Below are 20,171 nucleotides of genomic sequence, written 5' to 3'. Positions count from 1 at the left end.
AGCAATATAAAACACAAAATTTATAAAGTCTCTAAACTCTTCTTCAAGAAATTATAAACTCTAATAGTTGAAGCAATATCAACCCGTTCCCTTGGTGTATGAGGAGACTTAATCCAAGGTCCAATTGTAACTGAATCTATTCCTCCAAATTTTGCAGATATTATTCCAGTCTCAAGACCAGCATGAATCACTACAGTTTTAGCCTCTTTTAAATACATATCTTTATACACATTCTTAAGATGGTTTAAAAGTTTACTATTCTCAGCTGGCTTCCAAGAAGAATAATCATAAACTATTTTCAAATTAGCACCAGAGAGATCACTAATAGCCTTTAAATGATTAAAGATATATTCCTTTTCAATATCTAACAAAGATCTTATTGTAAATACAAACTGATACTCATTACCAACCTTTAAAAGACTGGCAAAATTTAGAGACGTTCTAATAAGTTTTTCATCATAATTCTCAACCTTTTGAACCCCATGCAAAAATGCCATGCCCATATTTAAAAGCTTATCTTGAGACATATCATCCAAAACATTACCGGTAAAATTTACTCTCCTTAAAAGAATTTCAAAATCAGAATCAAAAGTATACATCTCTTGTGCATGACGCTTAAATGACTTTAATTCTCTCTCCAATAAAACATAATGCTCAGCTTCAATTAATATTAATGCCTTTGCCTCTCTAGGAATTGCATTACTTTTGTCCCCACCAAATATATATCCAATCTCAAATTCCATGCTTGCTCTAAGGAGATTTAAAGCAAAAAACATCAATTTCAAAGAATTTGCTAAATCAACATGAATATCAGCACCAGAATGGCCTCCCTTAAGACCTGTAAAAAAAATCTCAACACCTGTTTTTTTTCTACTTTCCCTATATTGCGGTTCAAAGTTAATGTGAACAAGTCGAGAACCAGCACAACCAACTAAAAAATAACCCTCTTCTTCTCCATCAAGATTAATTAACATCTTCCCACCACATAAATTAGAGTCAAGTCCAATAGCACCTATTAGTCCTATTTCCTCATCAACAGTAAAAAGAAGTTCCAAATCAGGATGTTTAAAAGTCAAAGACTCACTCATAATAGCAAGCATCATAGCAACCCCAATCCCATCATCAGCACCAAGAGTAGTACCTGATGCACGGAAATATCCATTATCTTCAATGACATTGATCGGATCTTTTTCAAAATCATGCATAACAGATTCATTTTTTTCACAAACCATATCTGTATGGGCTTGCAAAATAATGGGCAACATATTGCTACAGCCATTAGCCTTAACCACAACTACAATATTACCGATACTATCTTCCTTAAAGGAATATCCAAATTTTTTAGCTTCTTCCTTAATAAAATTACTAATACCTTTTAAATTTTTTGAACATCTAGGAATTTGAGTTATTTGCTTAAAATAACGAATTACAACATTTTCCATCTTTATCCCCTAATAAAACCTAACCTATTTAAGATTAAATATATTTATTACATGCTATCATAGCATATTTCAAAAATTGACCTAAAACATACACTATTTTAAAATTTCAAATTTGTGCAAATAAACCACCTAAGTAAACCTGGTCTTCCTACATCTAGCACCTGCAACTATTAAAAATCCCATCATCAATAACAATCACACACTGAAACTCATGAATCCTAAATTAATTTAAGGCAAGTTAGAAAACTTTAGCACCATCTGGATATTCCACAACAACCCTAAAATTCTCAGGAAAAACAAAAATCTTTCTGGATTTAGACTGATCAAAATCGCAAGCCACAACCGGAATACCATATTTGGCTAACGAATTAACGGCAAACTCTGAATTCTCAATGCCCACCCTTATTGTCGCTTTGGCCATAAAATTAGCACCTCCAAAAAGTTTGGCTCTAAGATTACTTTTTGATGCACCACTCTCTAGCATAGCATCAATTAACATAGGAATAGCATAAACTCCATACCTACCTTTCTGTGCAGCATTTATCACTGAATCAGATTTAACTAACACATAATGATTTACTCCTATAAGCTTAAGCAGCTCATCATAAAGTACAACAGAAACACAAGAACCAAGTATTGTAGAGATAACCCTATCATTCGACACAAAAGCTTCACCTGGCACTATTATTGTAACATCTCTCTTTAATTTAAAATTAAAATGATTTAACATAAAACCAATTACTCTCTTAAAATTTTTTATAAACATCCATAAATGCTATTAAAATTTATAACTCTTAAACGAAACCAAACAAATCAATTTAGCACCTCTAAGTTAAAAGTATCCAAAAATTAATATTCCCACTACCTCATTATTTTTAAGTGGGGCAATTAATGCTTTTATACTAGACTCTACTACCTTAAACTGTATTTCTTCAAAAAAAGATATTAAAAAGTTTTTAAAAGAAATATTTATCATGTCCCATTATAGATCTTTTTTCTAATTTTACCAATGAAAAGGAAATCGAGAATAATTACTAAAGCCATATTCAAATAATTTCTGTGCAATGAAGGCACGCTTTTTCTCTCCAACACTATTAATTCCCTTATTAACTCCCAAGACAACCGCTATTAATCTTATATCATCTTTTTTGGCTGTAGCAACTAAATTTAAACCAGATGTCTTAATATAACCGGTTTTTAATCCATCAGCATAAGGATAATTAAATATTAAAACATTTCTATTCTCTTGTTTTAAATTTAACATCTTTGAAGAAGAAGTACTGCCTAAATTTTCAGACCTTGGATAAATAAAATCTCTAAGAGAATGTATATCGAGCATAAATTCAAATTCTTCTATGTAGGCTCTTGCAAATAATGCCATTTCTAATGCTGTGATCTGATTACCATTGCAATAACCCGATGTATCAACAAAATTCATATTTGCAAGTCCCAAGTTTAAAACATTAATATTCATTAAATTAACAAAATTGATTAAATTCTTCCCAACTATAAATTCAGCAATTGCAATAGCAGCATCATTACCTGAAGAAATCACAAGACCTTTAAGCAACTCCTCAAAATTCACCTTATGACCCTCTTCTAAAAACATTAATGAAGAACCTAAAGGCAAATTATAATACGATGCGGCACTGCTAATAGGAACAATAGTCTTCAAATCTATATTTTTTTTCCTTGCCTCAACTAAAGCAGTATAAATAGTAACGAGCTTAGTAAGCGATGCTGGTGGAAAAATTAAATTTGGATTTTTGGCATAAAAAATACGTTTAGTATCATAATCAATCAAAACAACTGATTTAGCATCTTGAGTTACTCTCTCAATCTCAAATAAATCAATTGAAAAAAGCTTACCAAATACACTAAATAAAATTAAAAAGCTTGGAATAGTAAAGATAATTCTCATAAAGCAACATTATGTGTTATTATATAAAAATTTGTTATAAAATTAAATGGTAAATCTAAAAAGGAGTGCATATCTTATTATGAATTTTTATGATTTCATTAAAGCCTTAGTACCAATTATGCTAATAATCATTGGACTTGGGATAATAAAAAAACCAGCATACTATGTGATACCAATATGCTTAATAGTCACCATGACAATAGTCCTACTTGATAAGAATCTAGGAATAGCTAATACGAGTCTTGCAATATTTGAGGGAACAATAATGGGAATATGGCCTATAATTATTGTAATAATAGCTGCTATCTTCACATATAAAATGGCTGAAAGGCAAAATGACATGAAAATTATAAAAACCATGTTATCAAATGTATCCTCTGACAAACGAATAATAGTTTTACTTGTAGCATGGGGATTTGGTAATTTCTTAGAAGGAGTTGCGGGATACGGAACTGCCGTAGCAATTCCCGTATCAATACTAATAGCAATGGGATTTGAACCATTCTTTGCCTGTCTTCTATGTTTAATCATGGATACATCTTCAACTGCCTATGGCTCAGTAGGAATCCCTATAATATCTCTAGCCCAAGCAACAGGATTAGATGTTATGAGGTTATCATATGATATATCTTTACAACTAATACTGCCAACTCTTATTATACCATTTATACTAGTTATGCTTGTAGGGGGAGGGATCAAAGCTCTTAAGGGGGGAATGTTTATCCTTACACTACTCTCAGGAGCATCAATAGCAATTTCTCAAGTTTATGTTTCAAAAACCTTAGGCCCAGAGCTTCCCGCAATACTTGGAAGCATACCCGCAATGGCAATAACAATAATTTATGCAAAGCTTTTTGACAAAAAAGGTACAACTAATAACAACATAAAAGTATCAGCAATGCAAGGCTTTCTTGCATGCTTGCCTTACATTTTGATAGTTTCACTCATAATAATTGTTTCACCACTCTTCTATGGAATAAATAAATATCTATCAAACTTTAAAACTACTCTTTCAATTTATCCAGGTGCAAATCCACTACAATTTAAATGGCTAACCTCACCAGGCCCCCTAATTATTCTTGCAACAGTAGTGTCTTACTCAATCAGAGGCGTTTCTATAGTTGAACAACTAAAAACATTCGCACTTACAATAAAAAAAATGGCATTATCTTCTTTTGTAATTATTTGCATAGTATCAATATCAAGATTAATGACACATAGCGGCATGATAAAAGACCTTGCAGATGGCATATCAACACTGACAAATACATCATACCCATTATTTAGTCCATTAATTGGAGCTCTGGGCACTTTTTTAACAGGAAGTGATACCGTTTCAAATGTTCTATTTGGACCCTTGCAAACACAAATTGCAGCAAATATTGATGTTAATCCTTACTGGCTTTCAGCCGCAAACACAACAGGAGCAACAGGGGGCAAAATGATCTCACCTCAAAATATTACAATAGCAACAACAACCGCAGGACTTATTGGGCAAGAAGGAAAATTATTATCAAAAACCATATCGTATGCTCTTGGTTATATTTTCATATCAGGCATTTTAGTTCACTTTTTATTATAAATAAAATCTAATAAATAAGACTAACATAGTTATTTTGTTAGTCTTATTTATTAAAAATCAATATAAACCATACTAACACTTGAATTTTTATCTAAGAATTAATATCATGAATACCCAAAGACAAAAAATACATATTATTTAAAACTTCTAACGAAGCCCTAAATCTTACAACAAAGGAGATATGAAAATGAAAAAAATGATCATATTATATGTCTTTATAATACTGCTAAGCACTACCACGGTTTTTGCAGACGATTTAAATACAGATACATCTAAATCAAACCCATGGAGTCCTAAATTCACATTCGAAAACAGCAGTGAATTTAGGTTTGATATGGATGAACTCATTCCTGGTTTGGAAAATAAAAGCCAGATAGGATTTAAATTTACACCATTTGAAAAAAATAAAGAAGTAGGCAAGGATGATCCTTTCTCAGCTTACATTAAAATAGAGGATTTGTTTATAAAAGCTCAAGGAAAAAAGGATGCCATACTTAAAATTAATGTAGGAAATATTACAGCAAAAATAAACATGTATGATTTCTATCTTAAAATGGAATCAATGACTAATTTTGATTTTAATCAAGAATCATTATTTAGTTTCGCGCCAATGACTAGCATTCAAAGTAAATATTACGGTTTCCCAAGCAATAACAGCGCCACAAGAAGAACAATTCTTGCAAAAGGTACAGCAAAAAAAATAGGCACACTTCAGTTTGGATACACTCTTCCACAATTAGAACTTGTGCTTGCAATTGGAGCAACAGGAACAGGTAACAGAAACCATCAAAAAAATGCTAACGATTCAGCGGATGATAAAAAGAAAAAAGAAGAAACTCCTTACAACGATACCTATCGAGGTATGCTTTATGGAACTCAGGTAAAATGGAAGCCAATAAAAAATGAACTAGAACAATACGGCTCAAATGTCATTGCAGAAACTCCATTTGAATTAAACTTTGGAATCTCAGGAGCAATCGGAAACTCAATATTTAATCATTCATCAATAACATATGGACTTAAAGACACAGCTATTGACTCAGATCTAGTTAGCCCAACTTTATCAAATGCATCTATTATGACCTCTATCGGATTTACTTACAAACTTGGTCTTACAAAAATCAATAACAGAAATACTTACCTCTTATTACAAACAGGCTCTGATTTAGGCATAGATCCATTTGCAAGCGATTTCTCTATACTTGGACACATCTCCAAAAAAGCAAATACAGATGACAAGTCTCAATTCGATCCAAAAGGGAATAAACTTCAATTTGATACAAAAAGAACCACTAATTTTGCATTTTCCATAGGAACTGGTATCGGTTTAGCTTGGAATACAGATGAAGGTGAGAAAGAATCATGGTCAATTAATGGAGGTAGCTCCTACAGTAAAAGAATATTTGGCACACAAAACAAAAAATCTGGAATTGGAATTGGAATTACCTACGGACAAAATTTATATAAGCCTACATCTTCAAACAACATAATACAGGAAATCGCTGCAAAAACATTTAAAACCTTCAATGCTGAGATTTCAACTTATGAAGATAACAAAAAAGGCATTATTCCTGGTCTTGGATGGATAGCCTCAATTGGGGTTTATGAGCTATTAAAAGAACGACCTCAATCAGATGATATAATAACCATTCTCACACCCAATACTGCTAATGCTACTACTACCAATAATCAATCGGTTTCATTTGCTGATGCGACCAAGATTGGAGGTGCTTTATACATCGATTACGCAATACCTGTTGAATCTGTATCACAAAATACATATATAATTCCATATGTAGGTACTCATTTTTTAGGATCACTTAAAGGTTCAGATAAAAGCCTATATTTAAAAGCTGGATTAGAGCTAGACAAATTCATCAAATTAACCTCAATATCACTTGGATGGGACTCAAACGATCTTTTCGCAAAAAAAGATCAAAAGGGAAGTGTCTTCTTACAACTTAAAATAAACTTGAATGAATAAATAAAAAAAATCGTTTAAAGAGTAGAAATCTACTCTTTAAACAGTCTATCAAATTTATTTAAAATATAAAATACTATGTATGGGTTAAATGCAAAGAGTGACATTACTATTTTAAATTTCGTTCTTTGCAAATCTTTTCATAAGCATCTTGAATTTTAATAAATTTTTCATTAGCCTCTCTTTGTTTAATAGGTTCATTTGCAAATCTATCCGGATGGTATTGTATGACCAACTTTTTATAAGCCTTCTTTATGTCATCATCACTAGCATTATACTTTAAACCCAATACTTCATAAGGATTAACAATCTCTATATTAATATTTTTATAAGCATCATAACTTTCAAAATCAAGTTCAAGAAACGAACTAACATATCGAATAAATTTATCCCCTTCCAAGTTTCCATATCTAGCTAAATTATTAATCTCTTTAAGAGCTGAGACAAGCCATACAAAAAGATCTTTATGCTGAAAGTATCCAAGCTTCAGCGTATATAATATTTTGTCTGCATTTCTGTTCTGAGTAACAGAAAAATGAAATATATTATAAAGTTCTGTCTTATGTTTCTCGGATAAATTTAACGAACTAATTATAAAATTAATATAATTTAATTGCTCACCAGTCATTGACCCCAAAATAGAAATCAACTTGGCCATTAGTAAAAAAGACAATTTATAAAATTCAAATTCCCTTGATTTAGAATAAGAGTAATCTCTTGTTGTGTATATCCTAAACCCACCTAAAATGCTGGAGATTATAAAAAAAATAAAAAATATGAAAAACATACTTAAAAGGAAGGGACTAAAAATTAAAATAAATGGCAATAACAACAAGAAAATTTGAAACAAATTAGACACCTAAATAAACAACCTGTAAATCAAAATCAAGGCATATCGAAACTACTAATAAATTCTATGACTTCTCGTTTTATTTTTTTAAGCTCATCTGCAGATTTAGTCTTTAAAGCCCTAATAATGAAATGAGCAACTCTAATAGAATCATCTCTATTTAAACCCCTTGAAGTAATAGCAGCAGCACCAATTCGAATACCAGAAGTTACAGAAGGATTCTTTGAATCAAAAGGAATTGCATTCTTATTAAGAGTAATGTTTACGCTTTCAAGAACCTTCTCAGCATCAACTCCTGTGATACCTAAAACACCAAGATCAACTAAAAATAAATGATTATCCGTTCCACCACTAACTATCCTAAAACCTTCTGAAATAAAACACTCAGCCATAGCTTTGGTATTATTTATAACCCTAGAAATATAATCCTTAAAATCCTCCATCAAAGCTTCTCTAAAAGCCACTGCTTTACCTGCAATAACATGCATTAAAGGCCCACCCTGGGTTCCTGGGAAAACACAAGAATTAACAGCATCTTCCAGTTTTCTCTCTTTATTATTATAATTTACTATTATACTAGATTCCCTACCTGCAAGAATTAATCCTCCTCTAGGCCCTCTTAAAGTCTTATGAGTAGTACTTGTAGTTAAATGTGCAACATCAATAGGAGAATTATGAAAACCTGTAGCAATAAGACCTGCTGTATGAGCAACATCACACAAAAGATAAGCTGAAACTTCATCTGCTATCTCACGAAATTTTTTAAAATCAATTTCCCTTGAATAAGAAGAAGCACCAGCAATTATTAAATTTGGTCTACATTCTTTAGCTATTTTTCTAACATCATCATAATCAATCATCTCAGACTCCCTTGACACTCCATAAGAATATGCATCAAAAAGCATCCCAGAAAAACTAACCTTACTACCATGAGTTAAATGACCGCCATGAGATAACTCCATTCCAAGAATTCTATCCCCAGGCTTAATAAGTGCCATTATAGCAGCCATATTAGCTTGAGAACCACTATGAGGTTGAACATTGGCATAATTTGCACCAAAAAGCTCTCTTGCCCGTGATATAGCCAAACTTTCAATATCATCAACAACAAAGCATCCACCATAATATCTCTTCGAAGGATAACCCTCAGCATATTTATTAGTCAAAATACTTCCAACAGCCCTTCTTACATCTGATGAGACAAAATTTTCTGAAGCAATTAATTCAATATTTTCTCTCTCTCTTGCAGCCTCCCTTTCAATTAAATCAAACAAAATGCTATCTATCATTAATATTTTCCTCCAAAGTAATCCTATAATTCAAAGAATAATTACTATTTGTCAAGCTTTTATATTTAAACAACACTAAATCAAAATATTCATCGGTCAATAAGTCATCATCATAATCCTCCTTATACCCATAATGAATATAATTATCTGACATATTCAAAAAATAATTAGAACTATCTCTAAATAATACTGCATTTACTATATCAAAATAAATAAATCCAACTTGCTCTAAAAAAAATTCACACCAAATATGTTTCTTAAGATTAGAAGACTTAGAATCAAAATAAAATCCAACCGCGTTTCTTAAAGGTATATTGTTTCGTAAAAACAACAAATTCGTAAGCAAGATCAAATTATCAGCTGAAATCTCTCTCATTTTAATAGACTCATCCAAAGTTAAATCATTATCTATAACCGTAAAATGCAAAATTAAAGCATCAATAATAGATTTTGCCAATTCATAAGCTGAATCTTTCTTATTTATATTCAAGTTAATTGAACTTAAATCAAGTGAATCATAAGATAAATAACGATCCCTCTTATTTAAAACATAAGTTTTAAATTCATACATATTACTATCCGTATTTACCTTAATACGCTTTAAAGCCTCTCTATCAAAAATATCCAAATCCAATTTATAAGTCTCAACTTCAAATTTTAAATTATATGTATTGGACTTTAAACTTTTAAAAAATAAATTATCTAAATCCAATACACTTCCATTATTATCTGAAAATTTAATTTTTTGTCTTTCATTTTCAATTGGACTTAAATAAAAAACATTAAAATTAATGTCATCTGATGTCGAACTAAGATCCTCGCCATTAGCCTGAACAAAATAAATTTCATGAGATATTTTAAACTTTCTACTTCTCTTTAAATTCCACATAAAAAAATTTTTATTAAAATTAAAAGGAATCCTATTACTTTCAATTCCGTCAACTAGTAAAAAAATCTCACCATCAATATGCAAAGTCTTTGGCGGAATAAATTCTATTTCCTCTCGACTCAATGTCAATATATCTTTGGAAAGGATTTTATAAAGTTCATATTTTGTTTGAATAAATATTTCAACAACAGCAAAATCTGATATTAAATTTCTTCCTCTTAATGTAACAGGAACATTTGTCATTAAAACCAAATCCTCAGTAGCAAAAATAAAAGGTTTGTTTTCTTCCTCAAGTTTAATTGGAACTTGTCTACTAATTACAAGAAAAAGTTCATTACTAATTCCTTCCTCGCTCTTTACAAAAACAAGACCTGAAGAGATTTCATCTGTAATTCTAAAAACTATCTTCTTATTGCTCCAACTAATAATACTACTTTTAGTTAAATAATGATCATTAATATTAACCTCTCCAATTTTATCACCTAAATTACGTCCTTTAATGACAATTACATTTTCATGCGAAGCAGGCATCGGTAATATTTCATAAATTACAGGCTTTAGATAAAATAAAAATCCAGAAAAAATAAATAAAATTAAAAAAATTAAAAAAATTAAACTTAAAATAATAGACTGACTCTTAAAAAATACTGCCAAAAACTACCCTCTTTTAACCTTAGTCCCCTCTTCAGTATCAATTAACACAAAACCCTTGGAACGAAAATATTCTCTAATCTCATCAGCACGCTTAAAGTCTTTTCTTAACTTGGCAAGCCGTCTCTCTTCAATCAAAGAATGCATAGTATCATCAATATTGACCCTATCCCTCTCAATCTCTTTAAGCACCCCTTCCTTTAAACCAAGAGATAAAACTTCATCAAATTTAAATGCAAGGAGAAGTTTTAAAAAAGCACTTAAATCATCATACTTAAAAATATCCCATAGCAAAGCTAATGCCTGAGGAATACTTAGATCAAAAGCTATTTTTTCCAAAAAATTATTATAATATTTATTCTCTGAAACAGACTCAATATTATCACAATTCTCATTAAGTAATGCCATGTCAAATTGACTTAATGAAGAATAAAGAAACGTCAATTTATTAAGCATATTTTCTCTAGCTACCTTGCAAGCTCTCAGATTACTAAACGTAAACTTAAGTTGGGTTCTATAATGTGCGGTTAAACAAAAATATCTAAAATCTAAAGGTGAAAATCCATCAGATTCTAAGTCTTTAATGGTAATAAAATTATTATTTGACTTTGACATTTTCTCATCTTCCATAATCAAAAATTCACCATGAACAAACAGGTCGCACCACATTTTATTTAAGTAACATTCCGCTATTGCTATTTCATTTATGTGATGGACTCCAATATGATCAACTCCCCCCAAATGAATATCAAGGGTACTCTTAAAATAATCTAAATTCATTGCCGCACATTCCAAATGCCAACTTGGATAACCAAATCCCCAAGGTGAATCCCATTTCATTTCCTGATCTTTAAATTTTGAATTTGTAAACCACAAAACAAAATCTGATTTATTCTTTTTTGAAAGGTCTATCTCAACTCTAGAAACAGAAGAACACCCAAAATTATTTAGATTAATGCCAGCCATCTGTCCATAATTCTTAAAACGAGACGTATCAAAATAAACATTACCATTAACAAAATAAGTAAATCCATTTTGCTCAAGAACTTTAACCACTTTTATCATGCTAGCAATATACTCACTTGCAACAAGCACTTTACCGGGACGAACTATATTTAATTTAGCACAATCATCAAAAAAAGCTTCTGTAAAAAATCTGCTAATTTCATAAACCGTAAGTCCTCTCTCTCTTGCAGCTTTAACTACCTTGTCTTCTCCCTCATCAAAATCACCTGTTAAATGACCAATATCAGTAATATTCATTGCATAATTAACATTATATTTTAGCAACCTTAAGGATTTAATAAGCAGATCTTCAAAAATATATGTTCTAAGATTACCTATATGGGCATAATTATAAACAGTAGGACCACAAGCGTAAACCTTAATATCAGTAAAATTTTTTACTTCAGATAAACTTTTTGTTTTTGTATTATATAACTTAAGAAGCATACATCCCGTAAAAAAAAATTAATTCTAGAGATCAAAAATACTAAAATAAATTACGATTAACATAATCTCTACATAACTTACTATACAGTTTATTATATTTAAAACAATTTGACAAATTTAGTAACAACTAAACCCAAATCACACCTAAAAGGTTACTTCAAATTTGAAAAAAGTAATAATTCAATATAAAATTAAAAAATATGTCAAAAAACATAAATAATTTCCTTAGAAAAATTAACATTAAACCTAAAACAGAAAATCTTGCAAACTATACAACCTATAAAATAGGGGGAATTTCCAAATTATTCTTAGCGCCCAAAACAATCGAAGATACAGAACATATTTTTAAAATAGCAATAGAAGAAAAAATCAAAATATTTATTTTAGGAGGGGGCTCCAATCTGCTAATAAACGATGGGGGGGAAATTGATTTTCCTATAATATACACTGGACACTTAAATAAAATGGAACTTCAAGACAATCAAATTATTGCTGAATCTGGAACCAATTTTGACGATTTATGTAATTTTGCATTACAAAATGAATTAAGCGGATTAGAATTCATATACGGAATTCCTGGAACACTTGGAGGTGCAATTTGGATGAATGCCAGGTGTTTTGGAAACGAAATTTCTGAAATATTAGATCAAGTTGTTTTTATTGATGAGCATGGAAAAACTATCTGCAAAAAATTTGAAAGAAGTGAATTTTCATACAAAATTTCCCCTTTTCAAAACAAAAATACTGTAATACTAAAAGCAACCCTAAACCTAACAAAGGGCAATAAAAAAAATATTGAAGGGATTATGAAACAAAATAAGCAAAATAGAATAGATAAAGGACATTACCTCTTTCCAAGCAGCGGAAGTACATTTAAAAATAATAAACAATTTTTAAAACCTACTGGGCAAATAATTGAAGAATGCCACTTAAAAGGACTAAAAATTGGGGGAGCAGCGATATCACATTACCACGGTAATTTTATTATCAATAGTAATAATGCCAGCTCTAAAGATATTAAAACCCTAATTGAAAGGGTAAAAACTGAAGTTAAAATAAAAACAGGATTTTTGCTTGAAGAAGAAGTGCTCTATATCGGATTTAACGACAAAAATTAAATTATATACCCCAAAATTCATGATTAATATTTTCAACAATATCTTTCATATTAGCAATTTTGTCTCTACACTTATCAACCAAAGATATATGTTCACGTAAAGACTCTAATGCATCTAAACTCATCTTAGAAACCTCAAATTCACTTAAATCATTATTTAAATTATTAAACTTCCCACTAATAACAAAGTAACTATTAAATATCTCCTTGCACATGTTCTTAGTATCTTTAATCTTAATATCATGAGACAAATACTTATCTTTAAATTCTCCAATCTCCTTTACATGTTTAGCAAGGGTAACATTAATTCTCTCATGCTGCACAGAGTTATTATTAATATTATCCTGAATGTCAATAAAATCCTTATAAATAGCATCAATCTCTGAACTTATAACTGAAATGATATTATTAACCATTTTAAGCTCATCCTTAATAGTTGTCGAATACTTTCCAGAATTAATAGCAAGTTTTCTAATCTCCTCTGCAACAACAGCAAAACTCTTACCAGCATCTCCAGCCTTAGCAGCTTCAATTGCTGCGTTCATTGCAAGCATATTAGTCTGAGCCGATATTAACACTAAAAGCTTATTTGCACTCTGAAGATTATTAGTTTGAGATAAAAGTTCAGAAAAATTCTTATTAATATTCTCAAAAATAGCATTCAATTCAACAACCCTATTCTTTACATCATCAATACTTGCAGAATTTGATGCAACAACTTTACTAAAAACCTCTAAATTCTTATCTATTCCATAAAAAACATTAGCATTCTCTTCAAATCTAGTAGCAATATCCATTATATTTTTACTATGCTCACTAATTGGATTAGATATTAACTCAAAATCCTTTAAAATATTCATAATTGATTTCTCAAACTTAGAAAACGCATCTCCCATTCTATCGTAAGTAGCAAGACTATTATGCATTTCATCTATGCTTTCTGCGGGTATGCTTATCTCAGCTAAACACTTCCTCAATTCCTGTACATAAGCCTTAATGCTATTGTTAATATTAGTAGTTTTTGAAAAAAAACTATCAAATTCAGCACTAATGTAAGAAAAAATAAAAGATTTATATTTAACTTCTAAAACAGACTCAAGATTCAGGATATCCTCTCTTTCCTTTTTATACGTAATCAGCATCCCAAAATCTCTAATAAAGGGTAAAATAAATTTATTATAAAGATAAAATATAATCAGATAAACAAAAAATATAAACCCTAAGAAAAATATTGCATTTGATTGGAATCTAAGAGGAAGATAATTCATATTCAAAATAATACCTTGAACTCCATTCCCATCAATCTGATCAGTACTTAAAAAATAAGAAGAGGTCTTATATTTTAAAATATTCTTGGAAATATTAGGACTCTCCTTAATAAGATCCATAACCTTACTTAACACACTATTTGCATAGTTTTCTGCAAAATTATTAATATTTAAGTCATTAAGACTTAAAAACAAAGGATTAAGCTGCTTATCAACCACAAAAAATTCATAATGCTTATTGCTAGACTTAAGATAAGAATTAAATTGATTTGCAATATCAATAAATAAATTATCAAAACAAACAAAAAAACAGATCACGCCCAATACCGCAGCATCATCATCCATAACCGGCATACTTACAACAGAATAGAGCCTATTTTTTACTCTCTTATAACTTGAATAATACGAAACACGTTTCTTTGCAGGAACCAAGTAAATAGGATTTTCAATAATGTTATTTATACCTAAGAACGAAAAATTTTTATTTGAAATCAAAACATTTTGCCCAACAGGAATGTAGAAAATTCCTTCTAAAGAATTCTCTTCAAGGGGTACATGCTGAAAAACCTTGCTTACCTCATTAAATCCCTTAGAGCTTAAAAATAAAGCAATGCTTGTACTTAAATCTATGAATCGCAAGTCAACACTTGCAATAAAAGTATTTGAAACATTACGTAAAACATTTACAACATTATTATTTGCAATAAGATTTTTTAAAACACCAACAGCACCATTATATTTGTTTTTTACCTGAAAAGCCACATTCTTTGAAAAGAGTTTAAAATCAGACTCAACACGCTCCAAAGACCTATTTTTATAGGTTAAATAAGCTTGCCCTAAAAATAATAAACCAAAGCAAATAAAAATAAAAAGTATGAGATAGAGAGAAAACCTCATATTTTTTAATTTAACATTTACCAAATCCTCATTCATAAAAAAAAATCTCCAAAATTAAACCCATAAAAACAAAGTTTTTAAGCTGTATTAAAGTAATATAATATCATATGAATAATCAATAAATATTCAATAAAATATACATTTTATTATTTCAATATATGTATATAATTATATAATAAAATGTATATAATACTAGTTAGTTATGATATTTTGTAAAAAGTTTTGTGAGGCTTCAAGTGAAAAGAAATCATTCTAGTTCCACTCTCTTTTATAAATTTAATATTGTTATTGTAATTTATACAATAATTATTGCCATGACCATTTTCATATTATTAGATCACGGGTACAGGAAAATAATAACAAAAGAACTTCAAAGCTTTACAAAATTTGTCAATAACATCATAATAAAAAGCTTCTCTAGGGATACAAGAAATATGTTAATCGCTATTGATGACTTTGTTAAGAATTATAATCAACATCTAGGCACACAAAAAAGTGAACATGTAAAAAATGTAATATCCATAGACCAATTAAGTTTATTTCCATCTTATATAAAGATAATAGAATACACAAATAAAAATGGAAAAATATTGTATTCAAGCGATGAGAGAAGACTAAATACCAACATAAACTTACAAGAAATGAAAACGGGTCATAATACAGATAACTACCATACACTTACATTAAATCAAGATTTAACAATAATAAATAATAAATCCTATATACCAATGCTTTACAAGATTCCTCAACCAGATCAAAACGATTTGCATAATACAAGTAATGAAAACATAAAGTCAGAAAAAGATATGATAATAAATCATGATGGATACATTGTTTTATATGCAGACATACTAGAACAAATAAAACAACTGAGAAGAAATATATTTATGCTTTTGGAGAGATCTTTATTAGAAAAAGGAAACCAACACAAAAGCTACCATTACTTCAAGATATATGCAATCAACAGTCAAGGGGATATTTTTGGTGAACAAAACGAAGAAACACTTAAACCTATAAAATTATCCATAAATAGTCTATTTGAAAATAATACAAAAATAACAACCCCATTACTCAATGCAATAGCTAAGAGAAAAAATAATTATAATACTAGCTACAACAACAACATAATCTCTATAACAAGACTTACATCTTCATCTTGGTATTTAGCAATACAAATGAACTATAATAATATATTTTCAAATGAACTTAATAACATCAAATTGATGTCAATATCAATAATAATATTACTCGTAATAATATTTATATTAATCATGATAATCACAATTAGGAAATTAATCATATCAAAAATAGAAAAGCTTAATCAGATCATTCCAAAAGTCAAAGAAGGCGATCTAACAATCAAGATTGAATCAAAAGGAAAAGACTCAATAAGTGACACAATAAATTATTTCGGTCATTTCATTGAGAACTTAAAAAACGTAATAAACTCACTACAAGGCAGAGTAAAATTATTGAAAGACAATGGTGACCTACTCTTTAATGAAATAAATAAAGCCTACGATACAATAACAAACTCAAATAAGTATATAGAAAAAACACAAGGAGAAATAGAAAAACAAGTTGAATTTATTTCAAATACAACAAATACAATAGAAAACTTATCTAAAAATATTGCATCACTTGACAATTCAATTGAAACTCAAGCTGCAAGTGTTGAAGAATCATCCTCAGCTATTGAAGAGATGATAGGAAGCATACAATCAGTCACAGAAATAACACAAAAAGCTGCAAAAAGTACAGAAGAACTTAAAATGTTTTCCGATGATGGTAGAAAAAAGCAAGAAGAAATTATCATGCAAATTAAAGATATTTACAAAAATTCAACTAGACTGCAAGAAGCTAATGCATTAATATCATCTATTGCAAGTCAAACCAACTTACTATCAATGAATGCTGCCATCGAAGCATCTCATGCTGGGGAAGCTGGAAAAGGTTTTGCAATCGTTGCAGAAGAGATCAAAGACCTTGCAGAACAAGTTACTTCACAATCAGAATCAGTTGCAGCATCAATAAATGAAATAATGGATTCAATCAACCATACAGTAAAAACATCAGAATTAACAAATAAAGCCTTCAATCAGATATTCAACTCAATCAACCTAGTAGTTCAAGTCATAGAAGAAATCAATCATACTATGCAAGAACAATCAATTGGTAGCCAAGAAATTTTAAAAGCTTTAAACACAATGAGAGAAATAACATATGAGGTAAAAATAGGCTCAAATGAAATGTTCAGAGGCAATAAAGAGATAATTAATGCAGTTTCTGTTTTAGAAGAAATTAATGTCACTGTTTCAAATTCAATGAAGGGACTAAAAGAAGAAATTAAAAAATTAATAGAAGCAGTTGAAAGCATTAAAACTTTTGGAACAACAAATTCAAACCATATTACAGAAATCAATACAGATACAAATCAATTTAAAACAAAATAGCTAAAGGTAAATCTTATGCATAATAAAACATTTCACATAACAGACAAATATTTAAAAACATCCCTAATGCTATTTCCAATTTTTGCCTATACAAAAAATTTCTTAGAAGGAACCATAATATCAATTTGGATTTCACTATGTATTTTACTTCCAGCAATGATCATTAAACAAATAGGATTAAGAAAGCAAATATTAATAATCTACCTATTAACAATAGGAATTGTTACCAGTTTAACTTACCTATTTATGTACTACGTAACTCCTATTCTTTATGAAAACTTAAGATTTTCAATTCCCATTTTAATAGTTATAATAATCTCATTTCACAAAAATGAACCTTTTAAAAGTTTAAAAGATCCATTAAGCATATTAAAATACTCCAAATTACCAATAATAACATTCATATCACTAAGTGCAATAATTTCACTATTTAGAGAAATACTAAATACTGGTAGCTTACAGCTTTTCAATATTAAATTATCAATCATTAAAGATAGTAATATAATAAAACCTCAAGCTTATAGCTCAAATATTTTTCTAGCAGCATCCTTAATCTTCCTATCAATTAACATATTGATAAACATTAAAGGGAAAAAGAATGAACAGTAAAATAAAAAAAGATTTAAAAGCTAAAATTAGCAAAACAATAAAGGAGCTTGCATTAAGAGAAAACATTAAATTAGAGGAAATAAATATAATCATGCAAAAACCTCCAAAAAGTGAACTGGGGGATTTATCAATACTAATATTTGAATTTAGTAAAATCTTAAAGCTCAGTACATCTGTAATTACTGAAGAAATAATTAAACAGCTTGGAAATAAATATGCAACCAAAGCAATGGGACCTTATTTAAACATAAAATTCAACAGGAAAGAGTACATTAAAGATACAATCAAAAAAGTAAATGAGCAAAAAGAAAAATATGGAATAAATAATATACTTAAAAACAAAAGGATAATAATAGAATTTTCATCACCAAATACAAACAAACCATTGCACATAGGACATCTTAGAAATGATATTATTGGAGAAAGCTTATCAAGAATACTAAAAGCTTCTGGTGCTCAGGTAACAACAATAAATTTGATAAATGATAGGGGAACACATATCTGCAAATCCATGCTTGCTTACAAAAAATTTGGCAATAATACAACCCCTGAACTTTCCTTGAAAAAGGGGGATCATTTAATCGGTGATTTTTATGTAAAATACAACGAATATGCTAAAGATAATGAAATGGCAGAAAACGAAATACAACAGTTGCTATGTAAATGGGAAGAAGGGGATGAAGAGACTGTTCAACTTTGGAAAAAACTAAATAAATGGGCAATTGAAGGAATCAAAGCAACTTATAAGCTTACAAACATTACATTCGATAAAATTTATCTTGAGAGTGAAATATTTAAGATCGGACGAGAAATTATACTTAAAGGATTAGAAGAAGGTTTATGCTATAAAAGAGAAGATAGTGCCATATGTATTGATATACCTACAGGAAAAAATGAAATCTCTGAGCAACAATTTAAACAGAAAGTACTCTTAAGGGCTAATGGCACATCCATTTATCTAACCCAAGATTTAGGGAATATAGTAACTAGAAAAAATGAATTTGATTTCGATGAAATGATTTATGTAGTTGGAAGTGAACAAATTCATCATTTTAAAACTTTATTTTACGTTGCAGATAAATTAGGAATTACAAAAGAAAACAATCTAGTGCACTTATCATATGGCATGGTAAACCTACCTGAAGGCAAAATGAAATCAAGAGAAGGTAATGTAATTGATGCTGACAATCTAATTCATGATTTAAATGAATCAATTATACTAGAAATAAAAAAAAGAAATTCAGACAAAGAAGATTGCCAAAAAATCGCATTAAATATATCATTAGGAGCCATTCACTACTATCTACTCAAAACTGCAATACACAAAGATATATTATTTAATAAAGAAGAAAGTTTATCATTTACTGGAAATTCAGGCCCATACATTCAATATGTAGGCGCAAGAATTAATAGCATACTTGAAAAATATGATGAACTAAACTTACCTAGCGAAAATATTAATTTTGATCTCTTAGTAAATGAAAACGAATGGGAAATAATTAAAATTATCTCTGAATTTGAAGAATATATAATTAAAGCCTCAAAAGATCGTAATCCTTCAGTAATAGCCAACTATTCTTACTTACTTGCAAAAAGCTTCAGTACATACTATCAAGACACGAAAATAATAGATAAAAATAACCCTGAACTTACACATGCAAGAATTGATTTTTCAAAAGCAGTTCTACAAACAATAAAAAACTGTATGCACTTACTTAACATTCCCTACATGAAAAAGATGTAAATTTGAGAAATTTAAATTTACAAGCC

14 protein-coding genes and 1 pseudogene are annotated in these 20,171 nt (G+C 29.4%); 6 read left to right on the top strand and 9 right to left on the bottom strand.

All coding sequences use genetic code 11. The annotated features are described in order from the left end of the window. Positions 1–20 precede the first annotated feature (20 nt). From pepD to bhYOR_RS03030, 4 genes and pseudogenes are all read right to left on the bottom strand, one after another. Entirely contained in the window at positions 21–1,442 is a 1,422-nt protein-coding gene (gene pepD, locus bhYOR_RS03045) for a beta-Ala-His dipeptidase (protein WP_025399918.1), read from the bottom strand. A 238-nt stretch (positions 1,443–1,680) separates the two neighbouring features. Beyond that, complete coding sequence (locus tag bhYOR_RS03040; RefSeq protein ID WP_025399917.1) at positions 1,681–2,172, bottom strand: chemotaxis protein CheD; 492 nt, start codon at positions 2,170–2,172, stop codon at positions 1,681–1,683. Between the two features lie 102 nt (positions 2,173–2,274). Next, positions 2,275–2,418, bottom strand: coding sequence for a hypothetical protein (locus bhYOR_RS03035; RefSeq protein ID WP_155265589.1), 144 nt, complete (start codon positions 2,416–2,418; stop codon positions 2,275–2,277). Next, a pseudogene (locus tag bhYOR_RS03030) lies at positions 2,418–3,363 on the bottom strand (D-alanyl-D-alanine carboxypeptidase family protein); the annotation flags it as partial. The gene bhYOR_RS03035 and the pseudogene bhYOR_RS03030, both read right to left, overlap by 1 nt. A 79-nt stretch (positions 3,364–3,442) precedes the next feature. Here bhYOR_RS03030 and bhYOR_RS03025 point away from each other — a divergent pair. Then, on the top strand, positions 3,443–4,945 hold the full coding sequence (locus tag bhYOR_RS03025) for a lactate permease LctP family transporter (RefSeq protein ID WP_025399916.1): 1,503 nt from the start codon (positions 3,443–3,445) through the stop codon (positions 4,943–4,945). Positions 4,946–5,132: 187 nt separating this feature from the next. After that, positions 5,133–6,929, top strand: a complete 1,797-nt coding sequence (locus tag bhYOR_RS03020; RefSeq protein WP_025434100.1) for an integrin-binding adhesin P66 family protein — start codon at positions 5,133–5,135, stop codon at positions 6,927–6,929. A gap of 106 nt (positions 6,930–7,035) precedes the next feature. On the opposite strand, the gene bhYOR_RS03015 is transcribed toward bhYOR_RS03020, so the two are convergent. The 4 genes from bhYOR_RS03015 to bhYOR_RS03000 are packed head-to-tail and all read right to left on the bottom strand — an operon-like array spanning position 7,036 to position 12,057. After that, on the bottom strand, positions 7,036–7,785 hold the full coding sequence (locus tag bhYOR_RS03015; protein WP_025399914.1) for a J domain-containing protein: 750 nt from the start codon (positions 7,783–7,785) through the stop codon (positions 7,036–7,038). Positions 7,786–7,811: 26 nt separating this feature from the next. Continuing rightward, positions 7,812–9,065, bottom strand: coding sequence for a serine hydroxymethyltransferase (gene glyA / locus bhYOR_RS03010; RefSeq protein WP_025399913.1), 1,254 nt, complete (start codon positions 9,063–9,065; stop codon positions 7,812–7,814). Continuing rightward, positions 9,055–10,608, bottom strand: a complete 1,554-nt coding sequence (locus bhYOR_RS03005; RefSeq protein ID WP_025399912.1) for a DNA-binding protein — start codon at positions 10,606–10,608, stop codon at positions 9,055–9,057. The genes glyA and bhYOR_RS03005 overlap by 11 nt, the downstream gene beginning before the upstream one ends. A gap of 3 nt (positions 10,609–10,611) precedes the next feature. Further along, positions 10,612–12,057 carry a cysteine--tRNA ligase gene (locus bhYOR_RS03000; protein ID WP_025434099.1) on the bottom strand — a complete coding sequence of 482 codons (1,446 nt, stop codon included), beginning with the start codon at positions 12,055–12,057 and terminating at the stop codon, positions 10,612–10,614. A 200-nt stretch (positions 12,058–12,257) separates the two neighbouring features. Here bhYOR_RS03000 and murB point away from each other — a divergent pair, with 200 nt between their 5' ends. After that, positions 12,258–13,175: a UDP-N-acetylmuramate dehydrogenase gene (murB, locus tag bhYOR_RS02995; protein WP_025399910.1), complete on the top strand. Its 918-nt coding sequence runs from the start codon at positions 12,258–12,260 to the stop codon at positions 13,173–13,175. A 1-nt stretch (position 13,176) separates the two neighbouring features. Here the strand turns inward: murB and bhYOR_RS02990 are convergent, their stop codons facing one another. Then, positions 13,177–15,375, bottom strand: a complete 2,199-nt coding sequence (locus bhYOR_RS02990) for a methyl-accepting chemotaxis protein (protein ID WP_025434098.1) — start codon at positions 15,373–15,375, stop codon at positions 13,177–13,179. Positions 15,376–15,575: 200 nt separating this feature from the next. Between bhYOR_RS02990 and bhYOR_RS02985 the strand changes: the two genes are divergently transcribed. The 3 genes from bhYOR_RS02985 to argS are packed head-to-tail and all read left to right on the top strand — an operon-like array spanning position 15,576 to position 20,145. Next, complete coding sequence (locus tag bhYOR_RS02985) at positions 15,576–17,792, top strand: methyl-accepting chemotaxis protein (RefSeq protein ID WP_025434097.1); 2,217 nt, start codon at positions 15,576–15,578, stop codon at positions 17,790–17,792. 15 nt (positions 17,793–17,807) lie between these two features. Further along, positions 17,808–18,401: a hypothetical protein gene (locus bhYOR_RS02980; RefSeq protein WP_025434096.1), complete on the top strand. Its 594-nt coding sequence runs from the start codon at positions 17,808–17,810 to the stop codon at positions 18,399–18,401. Next, positions 18,391–20,145 carry an arginine--tRNA ligase gene (gene argS, locus bhYOR_RS02975; protein WP_247088199.1) on the top strand — a complete coding sequence of 585 codons (1,755 nt, stop codon included), beginning with the start codon at positions 18,391–18,393 and terminating at the stop codon, positions 20,143–20,145. The genes bhYOR_RS02980 and argS overlap by 11 nt, the downstream gene beginning before the upstream one ends. Positions 20,146–20,171: the final 26 nt, after the last annotated feature.

Origin of the sequence: Borrelia nietonii YOR (genome assembly GCF_023035795.1) — a bacterium.
In the GTDB taxonomy this organism is placed as follows: domain Bacteria; phylum Spirochaetota; class Spirochaetia; order Borreliales; family Borreliaceae; genus Borrelia; species Borrelia hermsii.
The sequence above is the reverse complement of the archived record's forward strand: the minus strand, read 5'-3'. Positions and strand labels throughout refer to the sequence as shown.